This is a genomic window from Streptomyces sp. NPDC054765 (assembly GCF_053612065.1).
The window spans coordinates 1-23,253 of the sequence record NZ_JBSHBP010000060.1 but is presented as its reverse complement, the minus strand read 5'-3'; the positions used below and the strand labels follow the sequence as shown (position 1 = coordinate 23,253).

The following is a 23,253-nucleotide window of genomic DNA, read 5'->3' as shown; positions in this document are numbered from 1 at the left end:
TTCGGGTTGGTCCTCCGACAGTAGTAGGCTCGCGCCGTTTGTTGACGGAACACCACCCCCGTGCGCCGGGGTTGACGTAGGGGAGGCCATGCGCTTTCGCGGGAAGTCGGTCCGCCGGAAGATCGTGGCGTTGCTGCTCGTACCACTGGTGTCCCTGACGTCCATGTGGGCGGTCACGACCTATATCACCGGGCGTGAGGCGAACCAGCTGCTCGATGTCGGCAACGTCGTGAAGAACCTGGGCTATCCGGTCGAGGACGTCATCCAGGCCCTCCAGCGGGAGCGCCGGCAGAGCCTGCTGTACCTCGCCGACCGGCGCGGCGCCAACGCGCTCGACGAGTTCCACCGGCAGACCCGGGCCACCGACGAGGCCGTCACCCGGCTGCGTGCCGACATCGACCTGCGCGACCTGCGCGAGGATCTGAGCGACGGCGCCGGGGCGCGGATGACCGGCGTCCTCAAGGGCCTGGGCGGACTCGGCTCGCTGCGGGCCCAGGTCGAGGACAACACCGTCTCCCGCGAGGAGACCATGGAGAGCTACAACGCCCTCGTCGACCCCAGCTATGACTTCCTCGCCGCGCTCCACTCCCTGGAGAACGTGGAGATGGACAAGCAGGCGCGGGCGCTGGTCACCATCACCCGGGCCCGCGAGGCGGTCTCCCGTGAGGACGCCCTGATGTCCGCGGCGCTCGTCTCCGGCAGCATGAGCAAGCGCGATCTGCGCGCGCTGTCCGACCGGGTCGCCGAACGCCGGGTCCTCTACCGCACCGGCCTGCCCGCCCTGCCCCGCAAGGACCGCGGCCTCTACGAGGACTACTGGCGCTCCGCCAGGGCACACGAGCTGATCTCGTACGAGGACCGGGTGATCGCCGCCGGCGCACAGGACGGACCGCATGCGGTCAACGCCGAACGCTGGAACACCGTGGCACGGAAGGTGCTCGGCGACCTCCAGCGGATGGGCAAGGACGCCGGGGACCGCTACCAGCGGCGCGTCGCCCCCGTCGCGATGGGCGTCCTGCTGCAGGCCGCCGTCGCCGGTGTGCTCGGCTTTGCCGCGCTGCTGGTCTCGCTCATCGTCTCGTTCCGCATCGGCCGCCGCCACGTCCGGGACCTGACCTGGCTGCGCAAGACCGCCCATGACGTCTCCGGCGTACGGCTGCCGAGCGTCATGCGCCGGCTGGCGGCCGGCGAAAAGGTCGATGTGGAGACCGAGGCGCCCCGGCTCGCCTTCGGCCCGGACGAAACCGGCCAGGTCGGACAGGCGCTCCACACCCTCCAGCGGGCCGCGATCGAGGCTGCCGTCAAACAGGCCGAAATGCGCCGTGGTGTCTCCGAGGTGTTCGTCAACCTCGCCCGCCGCAACCAGGTCCTGCTGCACCGCCAGCTGACCCTCCTGGACGCCATGGAACGGCGCACCGAGAACACCGACGAACTCGCCGACCTCTTCCGGATCGACCATCTGACCACCCGTATGCGACGGCACGCCGAGGGCCTGGTCATTCTCTCCGGCGCGGCGCCTTCCCGGCAGTGGCGCAAACCGATCCAGCTGATGGACGTGGTGCGTGCGGCGGTCGCCGAGGTGGAGGACTACGAGCGCATCGAGGTGCGCCGGCTGCCGCGGCTCGCGGTGGACGGCCCCGCGGTGTCCGACCTCACCCACCTGATAGCCGAACTCCTGGAGAACGCCACCGTCTTCTCGCCGCCGCACACCGCCGTACAGGTTCTGGGCGAGCGGGTCGCCAACGGCTTCACCCTGGAGATCCACGACCGCGGTCTGGGCATGCCCCCCGACCTGCTGCTGGAGGCCAACCTCCGGCTCGCCGAGACCCCCGAGTTCGAGCTGTCCGACACCGACCGGCTCGGCCTGTTCGTGGTCAGCCGGCTCGCCCAGCGGCAGGACGTACGGGTCTGTCTCCAGCCCTCGCCGTACGGCGGCACCACCGCCGTGGTCTTCCTCCCGGGGGCGATCCTCACCGAGGCCGCCGCCGGCGGCCGGGGCGACGGCGGCCCGGAGCCGTACGGCCTGCCCGGCGGCCCGGCCGGCAACGAACTGGAGCATGCGGCGGGCAAGTTGGCCGCGCTCTCCCAGGCGCCGGCCCAGCGGGAGCGGCGCGCCCCGGCCGTCATCGACGGCCCGGTCGAACTGGAGGCGCCGCTCGGCCCGGACGGGCCGGACCCGGCCGCCGACGAGGACGGTCTCTTGCGCACGCGGGACCGCGGCCGCGAACGGACGGGACCCGCCGCCACGCCCGGCGGACCGGCCGCCGCACCGCGCGGTATCGCACCGGTGCCGTCCGTCCCCGACGGTGAGCAGCACCAGCAGACCCGGGACCAGGCGCCCGGCGGGCCGGCACCGCTGCCCCGCCGCCGGCCCCGCCCGCCGGTGCTGGTCTCCGACCACGGCAGAACGGTCGACGACCGCGACGGGCACGGGAAGCGGGACGCTGAGCGCGCCGGCTCCGGGCGTCCGCGTCCCGAGCCCTCCGGGGCCCGGCCGTCGTCGTCCGCCGGGCCGCAGGACCCGGCCCCGGACGGCCCGCAGCCCCCCGAGGACCGGGAGCGGCCCGCGCCCACCGCCCCGACGGGCCTGCCCCGCCGGGTACGGCAGGCCAGCCTCGCGCCCCAGCTCAAGGCCGACCCCACCGGGCGGACCGAGGCGGCGGTGCGGAGCACGGCGGCCGCGGACGACCGCGACGCCGAGGCGGTCCGCGCCCGGATGGCCTCGCTCCAGCGCGGCTGGCAGCGCGGCCGCCGCGACAATGCCGAGGACCCGCGCGCGAGGGCCACGCCACCGGGCGAGGACCCGGCGGCCGCCGAAACCGCCCCTGCGGCCGCTACCGTCCCGGACACCACAGGTCCGGACACCACAGGTCCGGACCCCACAGACTTGGACGCCCGTGACGCCGTCACGCACGACGGCGATGTCACGGGTACCACGGCACCACCAGGAACCACATCGGGAGGGGACGGTCCATGACCGCACCGCAGGCAGCAGCTTCCACCGCATCGGTCTCGGAGAAGGGATCCGGTGAGCTGAACTGGCTCCTGGACGAACTGGTCGAACGGGTCGGCTCCATCCGCAAGGCGCTGGTCCTGTCCAGCGACGGGCTGGCGACCGGGGCCTCGAAGGACCTGACCCGCGAGGACGGCGAGCATCTGGCCGCGGTCGCGTCCGGCTTCCACAGCCTCGCCAAGGGCGTCGGCCGGCACTTCGAGGCGGGACGGGTCCGGCAGACCATGGTCGAGCTGGACGAGGCGTTCCTGTTCGTCAGCGCGGCCGGCGACGGCAGCTGCCTGGCTGTACTGGCCGACGCGGACTCCGATGTCGGGCTGATCGCCTACGAGATGACGCTGCTGGTCAAGCGCGTGGGCACGCACCTGGGCACCGCGCCCCGGTCCGGCCTTTCCACCTGAGCACGACGACGGTGACGCCATGAGCGAGCGCGGCGAGCGAAGAATCGAGAGGGGCGCGCCGCGCGAGTGCGAGGCCGAGCGAAGCGAGGTTTCGGCATGAGCGACCAGGACGGCCGGGCGGCGCGGGACCGCGAAACGGCCCACTGGTTCGACGACGACGCGGGCCCGGTCGTCCGGCCGTACGCCATGACGCGCGGGCGTACCCGCACGGCCGCGGAGGGGCGCCTCGATCTGATCGCGCTGGTGATCGCCGAGAGCCGCGCCGGGGAGTCGGTCGATGACCAGACCCTCTCGCCCGAGCACGTCGAGATCGTCGAGCTGTGCCGTCAGGAGCCGCTGTCGGTCGCCGAGCTGGCGGCCGAACTCGACCTGCCGGTCGGCGTCGTACGGGTCCTGATCGGGGATCTGCTCGATGCGGAACTGGTCCACGTCAGTAGGCCGGTGCCGCCGGCCGAGCTGCCGGACGAGAAGGTGCTGCGCGAGGTGATCGAAGGCCTGCGCGCGCTGTGACGCGCCGGCACCCCGGCCGCCGTCGTCCGGACTCTGTGTCCGCGGCGGCGGCCACCGCCCGGCGGCTGCGCCCGGTACGCCGGCCGGGGCCGCGGTACGGTGCCTGTTGAGCAACTGTCAACAGGAGGAGATCCGCGCCATGGCCACGGACGAGACCCCGGCCCCCGTCGAACACCTGGAGATCCAGGCCGGCCCGCACACCTATGACGCACTGGCCTGCGGCCCCGCCGACGGGGAGTTCGTCCTGCTGCTGCACGGCTGGCCCGAGTTCGCCGACTCCTGGAGCGCCGTGCTCCCCGCCCTGGGCGCGGCCGGCTACCGCGCCGTCGCCGTCGACCAGCGCGGCTACTCCCCGCGCGCCCGCCCGCCCCGGATCGCCGACTACGCCGTGCCCGAACTCGTCGCCGACGCCCTCGCGTTCGCCGACTCCCAGGGCGCGGACCGCTTCCACCTCGTCTCGCACGACTGGGGCGGCATGGTCGCCTGGGCGCTGGCCGGCGCCCACCCCGAGCGGCTGAAGTCCCTGACCGTGCTGGCCACCCCGCACCCGGACGCGCTCAACCGGGCCGCCGCCGAGGACCCGACCCAGCATCACCGCCTCGACTACGTCCGCTTCTTCCGCCGCGACGACGGCGCAGCGGAGGCCGCCCTCCTCGCCGACGACGCCGCCCGGCTGCGCGCCGCATACGCCGGCAAGGTGCCCGCCGCGCTCGTGGACGGCAATGTCCGCCGGCTCTCCGCGCCGGGCGCGCTCACCGCCACGCTGAACTGGTACCGCGCCCCCGAGTCGGTCATCTCGGTACCCGCGGGCCGGATCGGTGTCCCCACCCTCTTCCTGTGGGGCAGCGAGGACATCGCCCTGGGCCGCGGCGCGGCCGAGTCCACGGGGGAGTGGGTGGACGGCCCGTACCGCTTCGAGGCCCTGGAGGGTGCCAGCCACTGGCTGCCCGAAGAGGTCCCCGAGGTGGTCACGCCCAAGATCCTCGACCACCTCGGCCAGTACGTCTGACATCGCGGCGGGGCCGGGACACCAGGGCCGTCCCGGCGCCGTCGCCGTAAACTGCGGGCATGTCCGGCAAGCGCACCACCCGCCTCGCATCCGACCGGCGCAGGGAGCAACTGGTCGGCATCGGTCTGGAGATGCTCGCCGAACGCTCCCTGGACGAGCTGTCCACCGATGAGGTGGCCCGGCGGGCCGGCATCTCCCGTGGGCTGCTCTTCCACTACTTCGACTCCAAGCGCGACTTCTACCGTGCGGTGGTCCGCGCCGAGTGCGACCGCTTCACCGCCGCGACGGAACCGGACGGCTCCCTGGAACCGGTCGCCTGGATGCGGGCCTTCATCACGGGCTTCGTGGCGTACGTCCTGGAACACCGGAAGGTGTATCTCGCCCTGGTGCGGGGCGCCGCCGGCAGCCATCCCGCGGTCACCGACATCGTCGGCGCGACCCGGGAGACCGCCGCCCGCCGGGTGCGCGAGGGCCGGCAGCGGCTCGGTATGCCGGACGCCCCGCGGCTCGAACTGGCCACCCGGGCCTGGATGGCGTTCGCCGAGGAGGCGGTCGTCAGCTGGCCCGCGGACGAGCCAGGCGCCCGGGAAGAGCTCTGCGCCTTCATCGAATCCAGCTTGGTGACCATGCTCGGACTGCTCGACCGGCCCGGGGTGCTCGCCGCACGCTGAACGCCCGCGGCTTCGCCCCCCGTCAACGGCCGCCACCGGCACCCTTTTGGGCAGGTTGGCGACCTCTGACCCGGGACGTCTCCCGGCGTGACGCATCTCAAGTGGGCGCCGTGCTGAGCACGTTGTACCGTTCCCTTGCGCCGCTGCCCCGTGCACCGGCGCTCGGGTACCCCACGTGAGCTCCACCCGTCATTCACGGCAATTCAGGAGAAGAATCCCATGGCCTTCGGGCGATCCGATCGCCGCCGACGGTCCGCCGCCGTCGAGCCGGTGACGCTCAAGATCCTGGTCGCGGGCGGCTTCGGGGTCGGCAAGACCACCCTGGTCGGTGCCGTCAGCGAGATCAAACCACTGCGTACCGAGGAGCGGCTGACCGAGGCGGGCCGGCCGGTCGACGACCTCGACGGGGTGGAGGCCAAGACCACCACCACCGTCGCCATGGACTTCGGACGGATCACCGTCAACGAAGCACTGGTGCTGTATCTCTTCGGCACCCCGGGCCAGGACCGTTTCTGGTTCCTGTGGGACGAACTGGCCCGGGGCGCACTCGGCGCGGTGGTGCTGTCCGACACCCGCCGGCTGTCGGACAGCTTCGCCGCCATCGACTACTTCGAGCGGAGCGGCCTGCCCTTCATGGTCGCCGTCAACTGCTTCGACGGCGCCGACCGCTATCCGCCGGAGTCCGTACGCGACGCACTGGACCTGGACCCCCAGGTACCGGTGATGCTGTGCGACGCCCGCAGCACGGAGTCCGTGCGGGACGTGCTGATCTCCGTCGTCGAGCATGCGATGGAGGCCGGCGCCCGCCGCCGGGAGCCCGCGCTTCCCTGACGGAGCGCGGAAGTACGGCCCGTACCCCGCCGTCCGGGGTACGGGCCGTACGTCTGCGCACTGCCGATGCCGTTACCCCGCCGAGCCGTCCTCGGCCAGCCAGCCGAAGCTGCGCTCCACGGCCTTGCGCCAGTGGGCGAACTCGCGCTCGCGGGTTGGCGCGTCCATCCGCGGTGTCCACTGTGTGTCCCGCTTCCAGTGGCTCCGCAGCTCGTCCAGATCCTGCCAGACGCCGGTCGCCAGGCCGGCCGCGTACGCCGCTCCCAGACAGGTGGTCTCCGAGATCACCGGGCGGATCACCGGCACGTCCAGCACATCGGCCTGATGCTGCATCAGCAGCTGGTTGGCGGTCATCCCGCCGTCGACCTTGAGCTGGGTGATCCGCACGCCCGAGTCCTGGAACATGGCGTCCACGACCTCCCGGGTCTGCCAGCTGGTCGCCTCCAGTACGGCGCGCGCCAGATGCGCCTTGGTGACGAACCCGGTCAGACCGGTGATCACACCGCGGGCATCGGAGCGCCAGTAGGGCGCGAACAGCCCGGAGAACGCCGGTACGACATAGGCTCCGCCGTTGTCCGGGACGCTCGCCGCCAGCGACTCGATCTCCTCGGCCGAGGAGATAATGCCCAGCTGGTCGCGGAACCACTGCACGAGCGCGCCGGTGAGGGCGATCGACCCCTCCAGACAGTAGACCGGCGCCTCACCGCCGAGCTGGTAGCCCATCGTCGTCAGCAGCCCGTTCTTGGAGGGCACCGGGCGGTTGCCGGTGTTCAGCAGCAGGAACGAGCCGGTGCCGTAGGTGTTCTTGGCCTCGCCGACGCCGTAGCAGGTCTGGCCGAAGACGGCCGCCTGCTGGTCGCCGAGCGCGGACGCCACCGGTACCCCCTGCAACTGCCCCACCGCCGTGCCGTACACCTCGGCCGACGACCTGATCTCCGGGAGGATCGCGGCCGGCACCTTCATCGCCGACAGGATCGCCGGATCCCACTGGAGGGTGGCGAGGTTCATCAGCATCGTGCGGCCCGCGTTGGTCACATCGGTGACATGCACCCCGCCGTCGGTGCCCCCGGTCAGATTCCAGATCAGCCAGGAGTCGATGGTGCCGAACGCGATCTCGCCGCGCTCCGCACGGTCCCGCAGCCCCGGCACCTCATCCAGCAGCCAAGCCGCCTTGGGCCCGGAGAAGTAGCTGGCCAACGGCAGTCCGGTGGCGTCCCGGAAGCGGTCCTGGCCGTCCGCGCCGCCCAGTTCCGCACACAGCTGGGAGGTCCGGGTGTCCTGCCAGACGATCGCATGGTGCACCGGCCTGCCGGTGGCGCGGTCCCACAGAACCGTGGTCTCCCGCTGGTTGGTGATGCCCAGGGCGCTGAGCTGGTCCGCGCGCAGCCCCGCCTTGGCGAGTGCGCCCGCCACCACCGCCTGCACCTTCGACCAGATCTCGGTGGCGTCGTGCTCCACCCAGCCCGGCTTCGGGAAGATCTGGCGGTGCTCGCGCTGGTCGACGGCGACGATCGCCCCGCCGTGGTCGAAGATGATGCAGCGGCTGGAGGTGGTGCCCTGGTCGATCGCGGCTACATACTTCTCGGTCTTCCCGGTTCGCTCCATCATGCCGTCACGCCTCCTGAAGTCCTGGTGAGTGGGTGCAGCGGGCCCGGGGCCGTACGGGCAGGAGCACGGGTCAGAACGCCGCGAGACAGACCAGGCCGGACAGCACCGCGCCGATCAGCGGACCGGCCACCGGTATCCAGGAGTAACCCCAGTCGGAGGAACCCTTGTTAGGGATCGGCAGCAGGGCGTGCACCAGGCGCGGACCGAGGTCACGGGCCGGGTTGATGGCATACCCGGTGGGCCCGCCCAGCGACAGCCCGATACCGACGACCAGCAGCGCGACCAGCAGCACATTGATGCCGGAGCCGTAGACGCCCGCGTGCTCACCGGGGACCTGGCCGATGCCGATGCCCTTGTTCCGGCCGAAGAACAGCAGCGGCAGCACCAGGCCGACAGTGGCGATGATCTCGGTGACGAGATTGGCGGCCGGCTTGCGGATCTCCGGGGCGGTGGAGAAGATCCCCAGCGTCGGCTGGGCCTTGTCCCGGTCGGCGTTGGCCGCGAACTGCGCGTAGTACAGCGCCCAGGCCAGTACGGCACCGATCGCGGCGCCCACCATTTGCGCCAGGATGTACAGCGGCACCTTCGACCACTCGGTGCCGCCCGCGACCGCCGAGCCGAGCGTCACCGCGGGGTTGAGATGCCCGCCGGACAGCGGTGCCGCGGTGTAGGCGCCGGCCAGGACGCCCATGCCCCAGCCGAACGCGATCACGACCCAGCCGGCGTCCTTCGCCTTGGAATGGTGCAGGGTGACGGCGGCGCACACACCGGTCCCGAAGAGCATGAGTACCGCGGTGCCGATCACTTCACCGGCGATGATGTCCCCATTGGAATACATGGCGGCTCCTTGGCCCTCGCCCGGGGACGTCCCCCGGTCCTCCGTGCAGGGTGCGTGCCACCGGCGGGCAGCGGACAGCCGCTGCCACCCGGCCGGGGTGCCTGAGTGCGGCGATGCCGACTGGCATCCGGAAGTGTTCACCGGCGGTGAGGGGGCGTCAAGGCCGCGCACGGCAGAGGATGCCGGGACGCGGACGGCCGGTGGCCCGGGATCCGTGCCGCCCCGTCAGCCGTGGGCCCGCACACCCTCCTGACCGGGCGGAGCGGTGCCCGCCGGGCCCGCCGGGTCCGGCACCCCGGCCGCGTTGCCGCGGCGGATCTCGGTACGCTCCGAGTCGGACCGGCCCAGCACCCAGCTCCCCCCGGCGCCTCCGGAGTGTACGGATCGTGGCCGCGGGAGGTGCACACGACCTTCGAGGGGGGACCCGGCCCCGTCCCGGTGGCGCTGCGGCGGCGGCCCGCAACGGGGCCGCACGGCACAGGAGCGCACCCGTGTTCACCGCACCGCGACGACGGCCGACCCGTGCCCGAACAGCCCCTGGTTGGCGCTCACCCCCACCCGGGCGCCCGCCACCTGCCGCGCGCCCGCCTGCCCCCGCAACTGCCATGTCAGCTCACAGACCTGGGCAATGGCCTGGGCCGGTACCGCCTCGCCGAAGGAGGCCAGCCCACCGCTGGCGTTCACCGGCAGCCGCCCGCCCAGCGCCGTCACCCCGTCCCGCAGCAGCTTCGCCCCTTCGCCGGGGCCGCACAGCCCCAGGTCCTCGTACCACTCCAACTCCAGTGCGGTGGACAGGTCGTAGACCTCGGCCAGCGAGAGGTCCCCGGGGCCGATCCCGGCCTCCTCGTAAGCGGCGTGGACGACCGACGCCCGGAAGCCGGTCTCCGGTTCCGGTACGGCGGCCGCGGAGTCGGTGGCGATATCCGGCAGATCCAGTACGGTCCGCGGATACCGCGGGGTGGCCGTGGAGACCGCGCGGATCCGGACCGGATCCGTGGCACCGTGCCGGCGCGCGAAGTCCATGCTGGTCAGGACCAGTGCCGCGGCGCCGTCGGAGGTCGCGCAGATGTCCAGCAGCCGCAGCGGATCGCAGACCACGGCCGACGCCGCGACCTCCTGCGCGGTGACCCGCTTGCGGTAGCGGGCATACAAATTGGCCGCGCCCGCCGCCGCGTTCTTCACCTTCACCCGCGCGAAGTCGTCGGCCGTATCGCCGTACAGGGCCATCCGGCGCCGCGCGAAGAGGCCGAAGTACGCCGGGTTGGTGGCTCCGAGCACCCGGAACCGCAACCAGTCCGGGTCGTCGGGCCGGTCGCCGCCCGCCGGGGTGAAGAAGCCCTTGGGTGCGGCATCGGCGCCCACCACCAGGGCCACGTCCGCCATCCCCGAGAGGATCTGCGCCCGCGCGGCGCCGATGGCCTGGGCGCCGGACGCACAGGCCGCATAGACGCTGGTCACCCGGGCGCCCTGCCAGCCCAGCGCCTTGGCGAAGGTCGCGCCGGCCACATAGCCGGGATAGCCGCCGCGCACCGTGTCCGCGCCGACGATGCTCTGTACGGCGCGCCAGTCGAGCCCGGCGTCCGCGAGCGCCTCCCTGGCTGCCTTCGTGCCGTACTCGACAAAGCTGCGCCCCCATTTGCCCCAGGGGTGCATACCGGCACCGAGCACGGCCACCTCACCGGCCGCGGGGCTTCCCGGGCTTCTCCCTACCCGCCGCCCACCCGCGCCTGATGTTTTTTCCCCGCCGCCCACCCCCCTTCGGGGGGTGGGCGGGTGTAGTGATGCGGATTCCGCTTCCGTGGCCGCGGCGTCGGCGGCCGCCGCTTCCGCCCCGGGGCCGGCGGGCACCGCTTCGCGGAGGCCCGGCGGCAGCGGATCAGGTACCTCCCCGGCCCCCCGCCCGCTCCCGCACGGCCGCCAGTGCCACGTCGTCCGGGGGTGCCCGTCACCCCCGTTGAGGATCCCGGGGACCAGCTCGACCTGCATGCCCACGGTGAGTTCCGCGGTGCGGACTCCGGGCGCCGCCTGCCCGAGGACGACCATTCGTTCCTCCGCCAGCTCCACGGCGACCAGGGCGTACGGCTGCCACTCGGCGTCCGGGTCGACGACGTAGGGGGCGGGCGGGCGATAGCGCGCGTCGGTGTACGACCAGACCGTGCCGCGCCGGGACAGCGGCACCTCCGCCAACTCCTCGCCCCCGCACGCGGGGTTGCGGCAGAAGGCGTCCTCGCGGGGGAAGAACACCGCGCCGCAGGCCCGGCAGCGCGTCCCCAGCAGCCGGAAGTCCGCCGCGTCCGGATCGAACCACCCCGGCACCACCGGCTCGTGCGTATGTGCCACAGACCCTCCCGACCGTGGACCGGCAACAGCAAAACTGACGGAACGTCAGGAGTGTGCCACGCTGCCGCTCCGTGCGGAACCCCGGTACGGTCGCCGGGCGATCAGGCCGTTCACGAGGGGAGCGCCCGTGACCGAAGCCGCCCGCACCGATGCCGCCCGCACCGAGCCGCCCGCACCGAGCCGCCCGCACCGAGCCGCCCGCACCAATGCCCGTCCGGGCCGCACCACCGCCGCGCCCGCCGTACGGCACACCGCCGTCACCAAGGAATTCGGCCCGCTGCGCGCCGGGGCCCTGCACCTCCTGCTCGTCGAGCGCGGCGGCCGCCCCTTCCAGGGTGCCTGGGCGCTGCCGGGCGGCTTCGTCCGCGCGGGCCGGGAGTCGCTCGACGCGGCCGCCGCCCGCGAACTCGCCGAGGAAACCGGGCTGGACGCCGTGCAGCTGGAGCGCGTCCACCTCGAACAGCTCGGCTCGTACGGCGATCCCGGCCGCGACCCGCGGATGCCCGTCGTCACTGTCGCCTACCTCGCCTTCGCGCCGGATCTCCCCGCGGCCCGGGGCGGCGGTGACGCCGCGTCCGCGGCCTGGGTGCCGGTCGCCGCGCTGGATCTCGGGGACCGGTGCGACGGCCGTACGGAGGCGCAGGACCCCGAAAGGATGACTCCGCAGACTTTCGCCGAACCGGACGCGGCCCGGCCGCGTCCCCCAGAACAGGGTCGGCGGCACGGGACCGACGGGGGTGGTTCCGTGCCCCGGCCCGCCGACGGCGCGGCGGTAGGGCGGCCCGGTCGGCGGGCACTCCTCCCGCTCGTGTTCGATCACGCCCGCATCGTCGCCGACGGACTTGACCGCGCTCGGGCAAAGATCGAGTACACCTCGCTGGCCACGGCGTTCCTCGCGGAGGAATTCACCGTCGTCGAGCTTCGTGGGGTCTATGAATCCGTCTGGGGCAGCCCGCTGCACGCGGGCAACTTCCACCGCAAGGTGCTCTCCGTCCCCGGCTTCGTCGAATCCACCGGCACGACGGCGGCCCGCGGGGGAGCCCGTGGCGGCCCGCGCGCCCGCCTCTACCGTGCGGGCGGCGCCCGCCTGCTGCACCCGGCGCTGCTGCGCCCCGGCCGGGAGGAGAGCGTGAGCTGACGGCCACGGCCGCCGTACGCGCCGCCGCGCCCCCGCACCGCACCGGCCGCGACGCCGCACCGGCCGCGACGCCGCACCGGCCGCGACGCCGCACCGGCCGCGACGCCGCGACGGCCGCGACGGACGAGGCAGGGCCGCCGGGAGGGCCGCAGGCAGGGCCCCCGACAGAGCCGCCGGCGCCGCGGCCGGTCAGTGCCGGACGACGAGCGACCGCCGGGCGACCGGGAAGTCGAAGTAGGTGTCAGGAAACGTTTCCGGTGTGAAGGTGTAATGCCACCACTCGTACGGGTAGTTGACGAATCCGGCGCGCTCCAGGCCGTTCTTCAGCAGCAGTCGGTTCGCCCGCTGCTCGCCCTTGATCCGCGGGTCGAGGGTGTGCGCCAGGGTGTCGAAACAGTCGAAGCCGGTGCCCATGTCCAGCGAGTTGTCCGGGAAGCGGGCCGCCTTGGGGCCGTAGCACGACGACAACGGCTCGCCGGGGATGTATGGCCGGGTCGGCAGCGCCGGCAGCCGCACCAGCGTCAGATCCAGGGTGCTGCCCCTGCTGTGCCCGGACTTCTCCGCGATATAGCCGTCCCGGAAGAGCGTCGACTTGTCGACCTGTGGAGAGAACTCGGCCTTCATCCGCTGGTCGCCGAGGTCCTTGGCCCAGGCCACGAAGTGGTTCACGGCGCGCTGCGGCCGGTAGCAGTCATAGACCTTGAGGGAGTATCCGCGGCGCAGGAACGAGAGCTGCGCCCGGTGCAACGCCCGTGCTGTGTCCCGGGTCAGCAGGCACATCGGCGCCCGGTAGCCGGTCACCGGCACCCCCATGAAGTCGTGCGGGGTGAAGTACCGCATCTCCTGGAGGATCGTGGGATCCACGTCCCGCAGCGCGACGAACTCCCTGGGCGGCTTGGGGTCGTGGGCCGGATACGACGACGGCGCCGGATGCGGGGCGGTGCCCGCCGCCGCGCTCGGAGGGGCGGCGGTGACGGTGATCAGTGCGGCGGCAGCGGCAGCGAGGCCGCGCAGCGCGGCAGCAAGTCTCGGCATGGCCTTCGTCTACCAGGCGTGGCGGCCGGAGGGGAAGACCCACAGGGCCGTCGGCCGCCCCGCCCGCGGTGGTCCCGTACCGCGCGAGGGCGCCTCCCGCCCCGCACGCCCGTCCGCGGTGGTCCCGTACCCCGCCCTGCCGCCGCCGGCCATACCTCCGCCCGGCGACGCTCGCCGCCGCCCGCCCACTTGCCCCGCTACGCCTCCACCCCGTCGTCCAGCCCCCGCACCCGTACCGGATACCCCACCGTGCCCCCGTCCCGCCGCTCCACGACCACCCGGCCGCCCTCCCGCCGTGAGGTGAAGCGCTCCACGGTCGGCCGCCGCCAGCCGTCCCCGGCGTCCGGCACCACCAGCCCGCTGCCCCCGCGCCCGGCCACCGGCGCCCACACCTCCAGCTCCGTCCCGCCGCTCGCCCCCGTCACCGGCACCACCGCACCGGCCCGTGCCAGCACCGGAATCCGCGACAGCGGCGCCTCCACCCACACCTGCCCGGGACCGTCGTACGCCCGCCCGGTCACGGTGTCGTACCACCGGCCGCGCGGCAGCCGCACCGGCCGCCGGGTCACCCCCGCCGCCAGCACCGGCGCCACCAGCAGCGCATCCCCCAGCAGAAAGGCGTCCTCGCAGTCCCGCAGCGCCCGGTCGCGCGGCGTGTTCCACCACACCGGCCGGATGTACGGTGCCCCGGTCAGCCGCGCCAACTGGCCCAGCGTCTCGAAGTACGGCAGCAGCCGCTGCCGTTCGCGCAGCGCGGTACGGGCGGCTTCGAGCACCTCGGTCCCGTACTCCCACGGCTCCCGCCGCCCCGCTCCGACCGCCGAATGGGTACGGAACAGCGGCAGACAGGAACCCAGCTGGAACCACCGCAGATACAGCTCGGGGGACGGCACCCCGGAGAACCCGCCGATATCGGGACCGCTGTACGGCACCCCGCACAGCCCCATGCCCAGCACCAGCGACAGCGAGGCGCGCAGCCCCGGCCAGCCGGTCGCCACATCCCCCGACCAGGTGCCGCCGTAGCGTTGCATCCCGGCCCAGCCCGAGCGGGAGAAGAGGAACGGCCGCCGGTCCGGCCGCAGTTCGCACAGCCCCTCGAAACCGGCCCGCGCCATCGCCAGGCCGTAGACGTTGTGCGCCTCCCGGTGGTCGCCGCCCCGCCCCTCCAGCGCATGCCGCGCCGAGCGCGGCAGCGTCCGCTCCCCGAACGCGGCAAAGGAGACCGGCTCGTTCATGTCGTGCCAGAACCCCGCGAAGCCCTGGGCCAGCCGCTCGGCATACAGCGCACCCCACCACTTGCGCACCCGCGCATCGGTGAAATCCGGGTACACCGACTCGCCCGGCCACACCACCCCGCGTACCTCCCGCCCCCGCGCGTCCCGGACAAAGGCGTCCGCCGCCGCCCCGCCCTCGTAGACCGCGTCCCCCGGCTCCGCCTTCACCGCCGGATCCACGATCGACACCAGCCGCACCCCGTCCGCCCGCAACTCCCGCGCCAGACCGGGCAGATCCGGATAACGCTGCCGGTCGACGGTGAAGACCCGGTGCCGGTCGTAGTGGTCGATGTCCAAATGGAGTGCCGACAGCGGAAGTTCACGCTCCTGGTAGCCCGCCACCACCCGGCGTACCTCGGCCTCCCCGCCGAAGCCCCAGCGGGCGTGCTGGTGGCCCAGCGCCCACTGCGGCGGCAGCGCGGGCGCCCCGGTCAGCGCCGTCCAGACCTGCAACACCCGGGCCGGGGTGCCCGCCAGCACCCAGTAGCGCAGCGGTCCGCCGTCCATCCGCAGTTCACAGGTGCCCGGCCGGTCATGCCCCGAGCCCGCCCCCTCCGCGCCCTCGCGCAGCGTCACCCGGCCGTCCCACGAGTTGTCGTGAAAGACCAGATGGGTACCGGCGTCCGCCACCACCAGCTGCACCGGCATGGTCACCGACAGCGGATCGTCCCCCGGTCCGAAGGCGCCGCCCGGATCCGTGTTCCACAGCCGGTACGCCCCGTCCCGCAGCCGCGGCCCGTGCGCCCGGCCGCCCAGCCCGAAGAACCGGGCATCGGCCGCGACCTCCGACCGTTGCACCCAGCGCGAGGCGGCGCTCCCCTCGGGCCGCCCGTCCGCACCCTCCTCGGCTATCCGGTCCCACCAGCGCGGCGGCAACTCCCGCCGCAGCACCGCCCCGCCGGGCGTCCGCACCTCCACCGCACCGTGCCGGGAGACCACCACCAGCACCCGCTCGGAGACCACCCGCCAGCCGCCCTCCGTATCGGGCTCCAGCACCGCCCGCCCGTCCACCTCGGGACACGGCCCGGCCAGCGCGTACGACGGCTCCGGCCCGGCACCGTCCCAGCCGCAGAACACCGCACCGCCCGAAGCCACCCGGACCCGCAGCGACGACCGGGCGAAGTGGATCACTCCGCCGCCCGGCTGGGGCTCCGCGCCGCGCGCCGCCCCCGGCACCCGCGCCCGCTCGGGGGCGCGCCGCGGCAGCGCCAGCGCATCCGCCCGCCGTGTCCGCCACGCCGCACGCACGGACCGTAGCCCCTGCGACGGCCCGACCGCCTTGACCATCCGTACCGACCGCACCAGATCCCGCCCGTCCATGCCGGTCAGCCTGCCATTGACGACCGGGTGCGCGGGCACCGTTCAACTGCCGTTCACCTGCAAGGGGTCACGCTCGGCCACCTTCAGGCCCGTGGATCGCCGCCTGCTGGCCGAATTCCCGCCCCCGCACCGCCGCGTGCGCCCCGAACCGGCCCGCACCACAGGCCGGCACCACATCCGCCACCTGCCCAATGTGGGCAGCCCACCCTGGTGCACCAGTCGATCACATGGCATCGTCCAGACAAGCCGTGTCACGCGCACACGCCCACCCACTGGGCCGGGGGACCCCGCCGTGCGCGCCCGACGCCTACGACGCGTACCGCCCGGGAGCTGCATCATGACCACCGCACCGCAGTCCGCCCCACAGCCGGAACCTCTCTGGCAACCAGGCCCGGACCGCATCGCCGGCGCGCAGGTCACCCGCTTCCACACCTGGGCCGCCGAGCACCACGGCGCCCCCGCACCCACCCCCGGCGATCCCGCCGCGAGCTACGCCGCCCTGCACCGCTGGTCCGTCGACGACCTCCCCGCCTTCTGGCAGGCCACCGCCGAGTGGTTCGACGTCCGCTTCGCCACCCCGTACGAGACCGTCCTCGCCGACCGTACGATGCCCGGCGCCCGCTGGTTCCCCGGCGCCACCCTCAACTACGCCGAGCACGCCCTGCGCGCCGCCGAGGACCCGGCCCGCGCAGCGGCCCCCGCACTGCTGTACGTCGACGAGACCCATGAGCCCACCACCGTCACCTGGCGGGACCTGCGCGCCCAGGTCGGCTCGCTGGCCGCCGAACTCCGCCGCCTCGGCGTCCGCCCCGGCGACCGCGTCAGCGCCTACGTCCCCAACGTCCCGCAGGCCGTCGTCGCGCTGCTGGCCACCGCCGCGGTCGGCGGCGTCTGGACCTCCTGCGCCCCCGACTTCGGCGCCCGCAGCGTGCTGGACCGCTTCCAGCAGATCGAACCCGTCGTCCTGTTCACCGTCGACGGCTACCGCTACGGCGGCAAGGAACACGACCGCCGCGACACCGTCGCCGAACTCCGCGCCGAACTGCCCACCGTGCGCGCCGTCGTCCACATCCCGCTCCTCGGCACCCCCGCCCCCGAAGGTGCCCTGAACTGGTCGGACCTGACCTCGAACGACACCGAACCGGTCTTCGAACAGGTCCCGTTCGACCACCCGCTGTGGGTCCTCTACTCCTCCGGCACCACCGGCCTGCCCAAGGCCATCGTCCAGTCCCAGGGCGGCATCCTGCTCGAACACCTCAAGCAGACCGGCCTGCACTGCGACCTCGGCCCGGACGACCGGTTCTTCTGGTACACCTCCACCGGCTGGATGATGTGGAACTTCCTCGTCGCCGGCCTCCTGGTGGGCGCCACGATCGTGCTCTACGACGGCAGCCCCGGCCACCCCGACATCTCCGCCCAGTGGCGGGTCGCCGAGACCACCCGCGCCACCGTCTTCGGCACCTCCGCCGCCTACGTCATGGCCTGCCGCAAGGCCGGTATCCACCCGGCGCGCGACCTCGACCTCTCCGCCGTCACCTGCGTCGCCACCACCGGCTCCCCGCTCCCGCCGGACGGCTTCCGCTGGCTGCACGACTCCTTCGCGGAGAGCGGCGCCGACCTCTGGACGGCCTCCGTCAGCGGCGGCACCGACGTCTGCAGCTGCTTCGCCGGCGCCGTCCCCACCCTCCCCGTCCACATCGGCGAGCTCCAGGCCCCCTGCCTCGGCACCGACCTCCAGGCCTGGGACCCCCAGGGCAAGCCGGTCATCGACGAGGTCGGCGAGCTGGTCGTCACCCAGCCCATGCCCTCCATGCCCACCCGCTTCTGGAACGACCCCGAGGGCACCCGCTACCACGACAGCTACTTCGATATGTACCCCGGCGTCTGGCGGCACGGCGACTGGATCACCCTCACCGCCCGCGGCAGCGTCATCATCCACGGCCGCTCCGACTCCACCCTCAACCGCCAGGGCGTCCGGATGGGCTCCGCCGACATCTACGAAGCCGTCGAACGGCTCCCCGAGATCCGCGAATCCCTCGTCATCGGCCTGGAGCTCCCCGACGGCGGCTACTGGATGCCGCTCTTCGTCCACCTCGCCCCCGGCGCCACCCTCGACGACGCCCTGCGCGACCGCATCAAACGGACCATCAGGAAACAGCTCTCGCCCCGCCACGTCCCCGACGACATCATCGAAGCCCCCGGCGTCCCGCACACCCTCACCGGCAAACGCATCGAGGTCCCCGTCAAGCGCCTCCTCCAGGGCACCCCGCTCGAAAAGGCCGTCAACCCCGGCTCCGTCGACAACCTCGAACTGCTCCGCTTCTATGAGCGGGTGGCCCGCGACCGCGCCGCCGCCGACCGCGCGCAGTAACCACCGGCCGGGCGCCGGACCGGAGGGCGTGGATGCCCCGGCGGTCCGGCGCCCGGCCGCATTGTCAGACCCCCCGATTACTCTCAGTGACAAGTGATGTCCGGCCGCCGCCTCTCCCGCAGAGTCGGCGCATTTCACTCAGGGGGAGTCATGACATCCACATCCCGGCACACCGACCCGTCCACCGCCCGCCGCGCACTGCGCCGCGAAATCCCCAGCAGCGCCGCCGTCCTGGCCGACGAGCAGGACTTCACCGCGATGCGCCGCTACCCCACCTTCCCGTTCGACGACCACCGCAGCTATCTCCGGCAGATGGAGACCCTGCTGCGCAGCCTCGCCTCCCAGGGCGTGCTCACGACCGTCAGCCTCTTCGACCCGGCCGCCTACGAGAAATACTGCGGCGACCTCGGCCTGGACCCGGACCGCCCCGACAGCCGCAGCCGCTACACCGCCGAAGTCGCCCGCACCGGCGCCACCTTGACCTACCGGGGCGAGCCGATGTCCCAGCTGCTGCCGTTACTCGTCGAAGAAGCCGACCGCCAGGCGACCTGGGACCACGCCTCCGGCCTCCTGGCCCGCGCCGGCACCTGCGAGGAGTGCGGCGACGACCTCGCCCATGCCGCGTTCGCCCGCGCCACCCAGGCCCTCCAACAGCTCCTGGCCGCGCTCGGCGACGGCACCCACCACCTCGTCTGCTCCGTCGCGGCCGGTGAGCCACCCCTCCTGGCGGTCCTGCACGCCACCGGCCACGACGGCGCCCGGCCCCGGCTCGCCGAATCCGAGGCCCTCGTCTTCTGCACCGTCCTCGCCGCCGGCTTCGCCCTGCGCACCCCCGGCGGCCTCGTCTCCCGCACCACCACCGCCCCCAACGACCGCGCCACCCCCTCGGACGGCCCGCACGACACGGTCCGCGGCTGGTCCCTCAGCGACTCCTGGCCCCGCCCCCTCGGCGCCGCCGAGGTCTTCACCGCCTACTGCACCGACGCCGAAACCGGCGAACCGATCCCACCCGAGCACCGCGTCGACTACGCCCCCGGCCTCCCCCTGACACCCCCACCCGACCCCCACCACCACTGACCCCACCAACCCCGCCCGCTCCGCACGGATAACGGCCGCCCCGCCAAGAGGGCGGGACGGCCGTCAACACTCCTGCGACGCACCGCGCCGCGCGAGATCACTCCCCGGAGAGCACCGCCTGCGCGGCAGCCCGCGCATCATCGGCGGTGTCCGCGGCCCGCGCCGCAGCCGCCGCCCGCTCGCACTGCGCCATCGTGTGCTTGGACAGCGTCGCCCGCACGTACGGAATCGACGCCGCCCCCATCGAAAGGCTGGTGACACCGAGCCCCGTCAGTACACACGCCAACAGCGGATCGGAGGCCGCCTCACCACAGACACCACAGCTCTTGCCCTCGGCCTTCGCGGCCTCGGCCGAAGCCGCCACAAGATCCAGCAGCGCCGGCTGCCAGGGGTCCTGCAGACGCGCGACGGCACCCACCTGACGGTCGGCGGCGAAGGTGTACTGCGCCAGGTCATTGGTCCCCAGTGAAAGGAACTCGACCTCCTGCAGAATCGACCGCGCCCGCAGCGCCGCCGACGGAATCTCCACCATCGCGCCGAACTTCGCCCGCAGCCCGGCCTCCCGGCAGGCATCCGCGAACGCCTTCGCGTCGATCCGGTCCGCCACCATCGGTGCCATGACCTCGAGGTAGACCGGCAGCCCCTCGGCCGCCTTCGCCAGCGCCGTCAGCTGCGTCCGCAGCACATCCGGGTGATCGAGCAGCGTGCGCAGCCCCCGCACACCCAGCGCCGGGTTCGGCTCATCGGCCGGCGTCAGGAAGTCCAGCGGCTTGTCCGCGCCGGCGTCGAGCACCCGCACCACGACCCGCCCCTCGGGGAAGGCCTCCAGCACCTTGCGGTACGCATCGACCTGCTTCTCCTCGGACGGCGCCTTCTTGCTGTCGTCCAGGAAGAGGAACTCCGTACGGAACAGACCGACACCCTCGGCCCCGGCCTCGACCGCCGCCGCCACATCCCCGGGACCACCGACATTCGCCAGCAGCGGCACCTTGTGCCCGTCGGAGGTGGCACCGGGACCGGTCGTCGCCGCCAGCGCCGCCTTGCGCTCCGCGGCGGCCTGCTCCAGCACCGCCCGCTTCTCGGCACTCGGCTCGACGAACACCTCACCGGTGCTGCCGTCGACCGCGATGACCGTGCCCTCGACGAGCTCACCCGCACCGGGGAGCGCGACAATGGCCGGCACCCCCAGCGCCCGCGCAAGAATCGCGCTGTGGCTGGTCGGCCCGCCCTCCTCGGTCACAAACCCGAGCACCAGCGTCGGGTCGAGCAGCGCGGTGTCGGCCGGCGCCAGATCACGCGCGATCAGCACATACGGCTCGTCGCTGTCCGGCACCCCCGGCATCGGTACACCCAGCAACCGGGCGACGATCCGGTTGCGCACATCATCGAGGTCCGCCACCCGGCCCGCGAGATACTCCCCGGCACCCGCGAGCAGCGCCCGGTAGGAGGCGAACGCGTCATACACACCGCGCTCCGCGGTGGAGCCGACGGCGATCCGCCGCTCGACATCAGCCATCAGCTCGGGGTCCTGAGCCATCAGGGCCTGGGCCTCCAGCACGGCCTGGGCCTCGCCGCCCGCCAGGTTCCCCCGCGCTATCAGGTCCGCGGCGACAGCGTCCACGGCCTGACGGGCACGCCCCTGTTCGCGCTCCGCCTCATCCGCCGGAATCTGCTTGGCCGGCGGCTCCAGGACCGCTGTGCCCATGTGCCGCACCTCGCCGATCGCCACACCGTGGCTGACGCCGACGCCTCGCAGCGTTGTCTCCATTGCACCCGTCTCCGGTTGATGCGACGGTCCGGGCCGCCGCGATGGATGTCGTACCTGCCGTCCGGGACGGCGCCCGGCTACTGCCAGGAGAAGAGCTGGTCGCCCGCCTTGACATCGCCGTCCTCGCGCACCTCACCGAGCGAGTCGGCTGTGGCCTCCAGCGCGACGACCGGGCACACCGGCGACTTTCCGGCCTCCTCGACCGCGGCCGGGTTCCAGCGCACGACCTCCTGGCCGCGGGTGACGGTGTCACCCTTGTTCACGAGCAGCTCGAAGCCCTCGCCGTTGAGCTGAACGGTGTCGATACCGAGGTGGGTGAGCACGCCGTGCCCCTCCGGGTCGACGACGACAAACGCATGCGGGTGCAGCGAGACGAGAACACCGTCCACGGGTGAAACAGCAGCAGACGGCTCACGCACCGGATCGATGGCGGTACCGGGACCCACCATCGCTCCGGAGAACACCGGGTCGGGCACAGCCGCGAGTCCGATGGCGCGTCCGGCAAGAGGGGACGTCACGGTGGTCATGGGAAGCCTCCCAGGGGTGGAGATTCATCAGGCCGCCGTCACTACCTGTCCTGGACGGCGCACCGTTCAGAAGCGTAAGTCATAAGAACTGACGGTTCCGCATGAGAGACGCCGGTTGCGGACCGCGCGTCCTGCTGAATCGATTTGCCTCGCCCACAGCAGAGCTGTACTGTCTGAGACCTGCCCCGGACAGCCAGGACGCAATCAACTGCGTCCGGTTGATGGTGGGCGGCACTCCCAGCGTCTTGATCGCGATTCGAGAATTGCGCGCTTCTGTATGTCTGCAGAAAAGCAGCGGTTCGGAAGACGAAAAAGGCCTGATAGAGTGTGAAACACCGAAGGGAAGCGCCCGGCGGAAACCCGAGAGGGAATCCTAAGGAAGCGTCCGTTCCTTGAGAACTCAACAGCGTGCCAAAAGTCAACGCCAGATATGTTGATACCCCGTCCACCGGAGACACTCCGGAGGATGAGGTTCCTTTGAAAGTCCACCACGGCCCGAGCGGTCGGGGTGGCACACACAGCGAGGACGCTGTGAACGACCGGACCTATTCCGTCTGGTTGTTCCGCTCTCGTGTGTGTTCACCGGATTACCGGTAAACATTCACGGAGAGTTTGATCCTGGCTCAGGACGAACGCTGGCGGCGTGCTTAACACATGCAAGTCGAACGATGAAGCCCTTCGGGGTGGATTAGTGGCGAACGGGTGAGTAACACGTGGGCAATCTGCCCTTCACTCTGGGACAAGCCCTGGAAACGGGGTCTAATACCGGATATGACACACGACCGCATGGTCTGTGTGTGGAAAGCTCCGGCGGTGAAGGATGAGCCCGCGGCCTATCAGCTTGTTGGTGGGGTGATGGCCTACCAAGGCGACGACGGGTAGCCGGCCTGAGAGGGCGACCGGCCACACTGGGACTGAGACACGGCCCAGACTCCTACGGGAGGCAGCAGTGGGGAATATTGCACAATGGGCGAAAGCCTGATGCAGCGACGCCGCGTGAGGGATGACGGCCTTCGGGTTGTAAACCTCTTTCAGCAGGGAAGAAGCGAGAGTGACGGTACCTGCAGAAGAAGCGCCGGCTAACTACGTGCCAGCAGCCGCGGTAATACGTAGGGCGCAAGCGTTGTCCGGAATTATTGGGCGTAAAGAGCTCGTAGGCGGCTTGTCACGTCGGATGTGAAAGCCCGGGGCTTAACCCCGGGTCTGCATTCGATACGGGCAGGCTAGAGTTCGGTAGGGGAGATCGGAATTCCTGGTGTAGCGGTGAAATGCGCAGATATCAGGAGGAACACCGGTGGCGAAGGCGGATCTCTGGGCCGATACTGACGCTGAGGAGCGAAAGCGTGGGGAGCGAACAGGATTAGATACCCTGGTAGTCCACGCCGTAAACGTTGGGAACTAGGTGTGGGCGACATTCCACGTCGTCCGTGCCGCAGCTAACGCATTAAGTTCCCCGCCTGGGGAGTACGGCCGCAAGGCTAAAACTCAAAGGAATTGACGGGGGCCCGCACAAGCAGCGGAG

General features: G+C 72.3%; 16 protein-coding genes, 1 rRNA gene and 1 pseudogene. 10 read left to right on the top strand and 8 right to left on the bottom strand.

All coding sequences use genetic code 11. The features are described 5' to 3' along the window. Window positions 1–88 precede the first annotated feature (88 nt). From ACWGJY_RS29365 to ACWGJY_RS29340, 6 genes are all read left to right on the top strand, one after another. Entirely contained in the window at window positions 89–2,977 is a 2,889-nt protein-coding gene (locus ACWGJY_RS29365) for a nitrate- and nitrite sensing domain-containing protein (protein ID WP_453263887.1), read from the top strand. Beyond that, the gene (locus ACWGJY_RS29360) at window positions 2,974–3,414 is read left to right on the top strand and encodes a roadblock/LC7 domain-containing protein (protein WP_453263886.1); all 441 of its coding nucleotides are present in this window, start codon (window positions 2,974–2,976) and stop codon (window positions 3,412–3,414) included. The genes ACWGJY_RS29365 and ACWGJY_RS29360 overlap by 4 nt, the downstream gene beginning before the upstream one ends. Before the next feature lie 96 nt (window positions 3,415–3,510). Then, window positions 3,511–3,924, top strand: a complete 414-nt coding sequence (locus ACWGJY_RS29355) for a DUF742 domain-containing protein (protein WP_453263885.1) — start codon at window positions 3,511–3,513, stop codon at window positions 3,922–3,924. A gap of 139 nt (window positions 3,925–4,063) precedes the next feature. Beyond that, window positions 4,064–4,933, top strand: coding sequence for an alpha/beta fold hydrolase (locus ACWGJY_RS29350; protein ID WP_453263884.1), 870 nt, complete (start codon window positions 4,064–4,066; stop codon window positions 4,931–4,933). Window positions 4,934–4,992: 59 nt separating this feature from the next. Then, entirely contained in the window at window positions 4,993–5,604 is a 612-nt protein-coding gene (locus ACWGJY_RS29345) for a TetR/AcrR family transcriptional regulator (RefSeq protein WP_453263883.1), read from the top strand. A gap of 219 nt (window positions 5,605–5,823) precedes the next feature. Further along, entirely contained in the window at window positions 5,824–6,435 is a 612-nt protein-coding gene (locus ACWGJY_RS29340) for a GTP-binding protein (RefSeq protein WP_453263882.1), read from the top strand. Window positions 6,436–6,507: 72 nt separating this feature from the next. On the opposite strand, the gene glpK is transcribed toward ACWGJY_RS29340, so the two are convergent. The 4 genes and pseudogenes from glpK to ACWGJY_RS29320 form a co-directional block, all read right to left on the bottom strand. Beyond that, complete coding sequence (gene glpK, locus ACWGJY_RS29335) at window positions 6,508–8,043, bottom strand: glycerol kinase GlpK (RefSeq protein ID WP_453263881.1); 1,536 nt, start codon at window positions 8,041–8,043, stop codon at window positions 6,508–6,510. Window positions 8,044–8,113: 70 nt separating this feature from the next. Further along, window positions 8,114–8,881: an MIP/aquaporin family protein gene (locus ACWGJY_RS29330; protein WP_453263880.1), complete on the bottom strand. Its 768-nt coding sequence runs from the start codon at window positions 8,879–8,881 to the stop codon at window positions 8,114–8,116. A gap of 495 nt (window positions 8,882–9,376) precedes the next feature. Continuing rightward, window positions 9,377–10,555 (bottom strand): lipid-transfer protein, encoded by a 1,179-nt coding sequence (locus ACWGJY_RS29325; RefSeq protein WP_453263904.1) that lies wholly within the window; start codon window positions 10,553–10,555, stop codon window positions 9,377–9,379. A 231-nt stretch (window positions 10,556–10,786) separates the two neighbouring features. Then, window positions 10,787–11,200, bottom strand: a pseudogene (locus ACWGJY_RS29320) (Zn-ribbon domain-containing OB-fold protein); the annotation flags it as partial. Window positions 11,201–11,348: 148 nt separating this feature from the next. On the opposite strand from ACWGJY_RS29320, the gene ACWGJY_RS29315 reads away from it, so the two are divergent. After that, window positions 11,349–12,359, top strand: coding sequence for an NUDIX hydrolase (locus tag ACWGJY_RS29315; RefSeq protein WP_453263879.1), 1,011 nt, complete (start codon window positions 11,349–11,351; stop codon window positions 12,357–12,359). Window positions 12,360–12,548: 189 nt separating this feature from the next. On the opposite strand, the gene ACWGJY_RS29310 is transcribed toward ACWGJY_RS29315, so the two are convergent. Next, entirely contained in the window at window positions 12,549–13,394 is an 846-nt protein-coding gene (locus ACWGJY_RS29310; protein ID WP_453263878.1) for a M15 family metallopeptidase, read from the bottom strand. 197 nt (window positions 13,395–13,591) lie between these two features. After that, entirely contained in the window at window positions 13,592–15,988 is a 2,397-nt protein-coding gene (locus ACWGJY_RS29305) for a glycoside hydrolase family 31 protein (protein WP_453263903.1), read from the bottom strand. 337 nt (window positions 15,989–16,325) lie between these two features. Between ACWGJY_RS29305 and ACWGJY_RS29300 the strand changes: the two genes are divergently transcribed. Next, entirely contained in the window at window positions 16,326–18,359 is a 2,034-nt protein-coding gene (locus ACWGJY_RS29300) for an acetoacetate--CoA ligase (protein ID WP_453263877.1), read from the top strand. 150 nt (window positions 18,360–18,509) lie between these two features. Further along, window positions 18,510–19,436, top strand: a complete 927-nt coding sequence (locus ACWGJY_RS29295) for a hypothetical protein (RefSeq protein ID WP_453263876.1) — start codon at window positions 18,510–18,512, stop codon at window positions 19,434–19,436. 97 nt (window positions 19,437–19,533) lie between these two features. Here ACWGJY_RS29295 and ptsP read toward each other — a convergent pair whose 3' ends face one another. Next, entirely contained in the window at window positions 19,534–21,204 is a 1,671-nt protein-coding gene (ptsP, locus tag ACWGJY_RS29290) for a phosphoenolpyruvate--protein phosphotransferase (RefSeq protein WP_453263875.1), read from the bottom strand. 77 nt (window positions 21,205–21,281) lie between these two features. Next, window positions 21,282–21,731: a PTS sugar transporter subunit IIA gene (locus ACWGJY_RS29285; RefSeq protein WP_453263874.1), complete on the bottom strand. Its 450-nt coding sequence runs from the start codon at window positions 21,729–21,731 to the stop codon at window positions 21,282–21,284. 600 nt (window positions 21,732–22,331) lie between these two features. Between ACWGJY_RS29285 and ACWGJY_RS29280 the strand changes: the two genes are divergently transcribed. Continuing rightward, window positions 22,332–23,253: ribosomal RNA gene (locus ACWGJY_RS29280) — 16S ribosomal RNA — on the top strand; the annotation flags it as partial.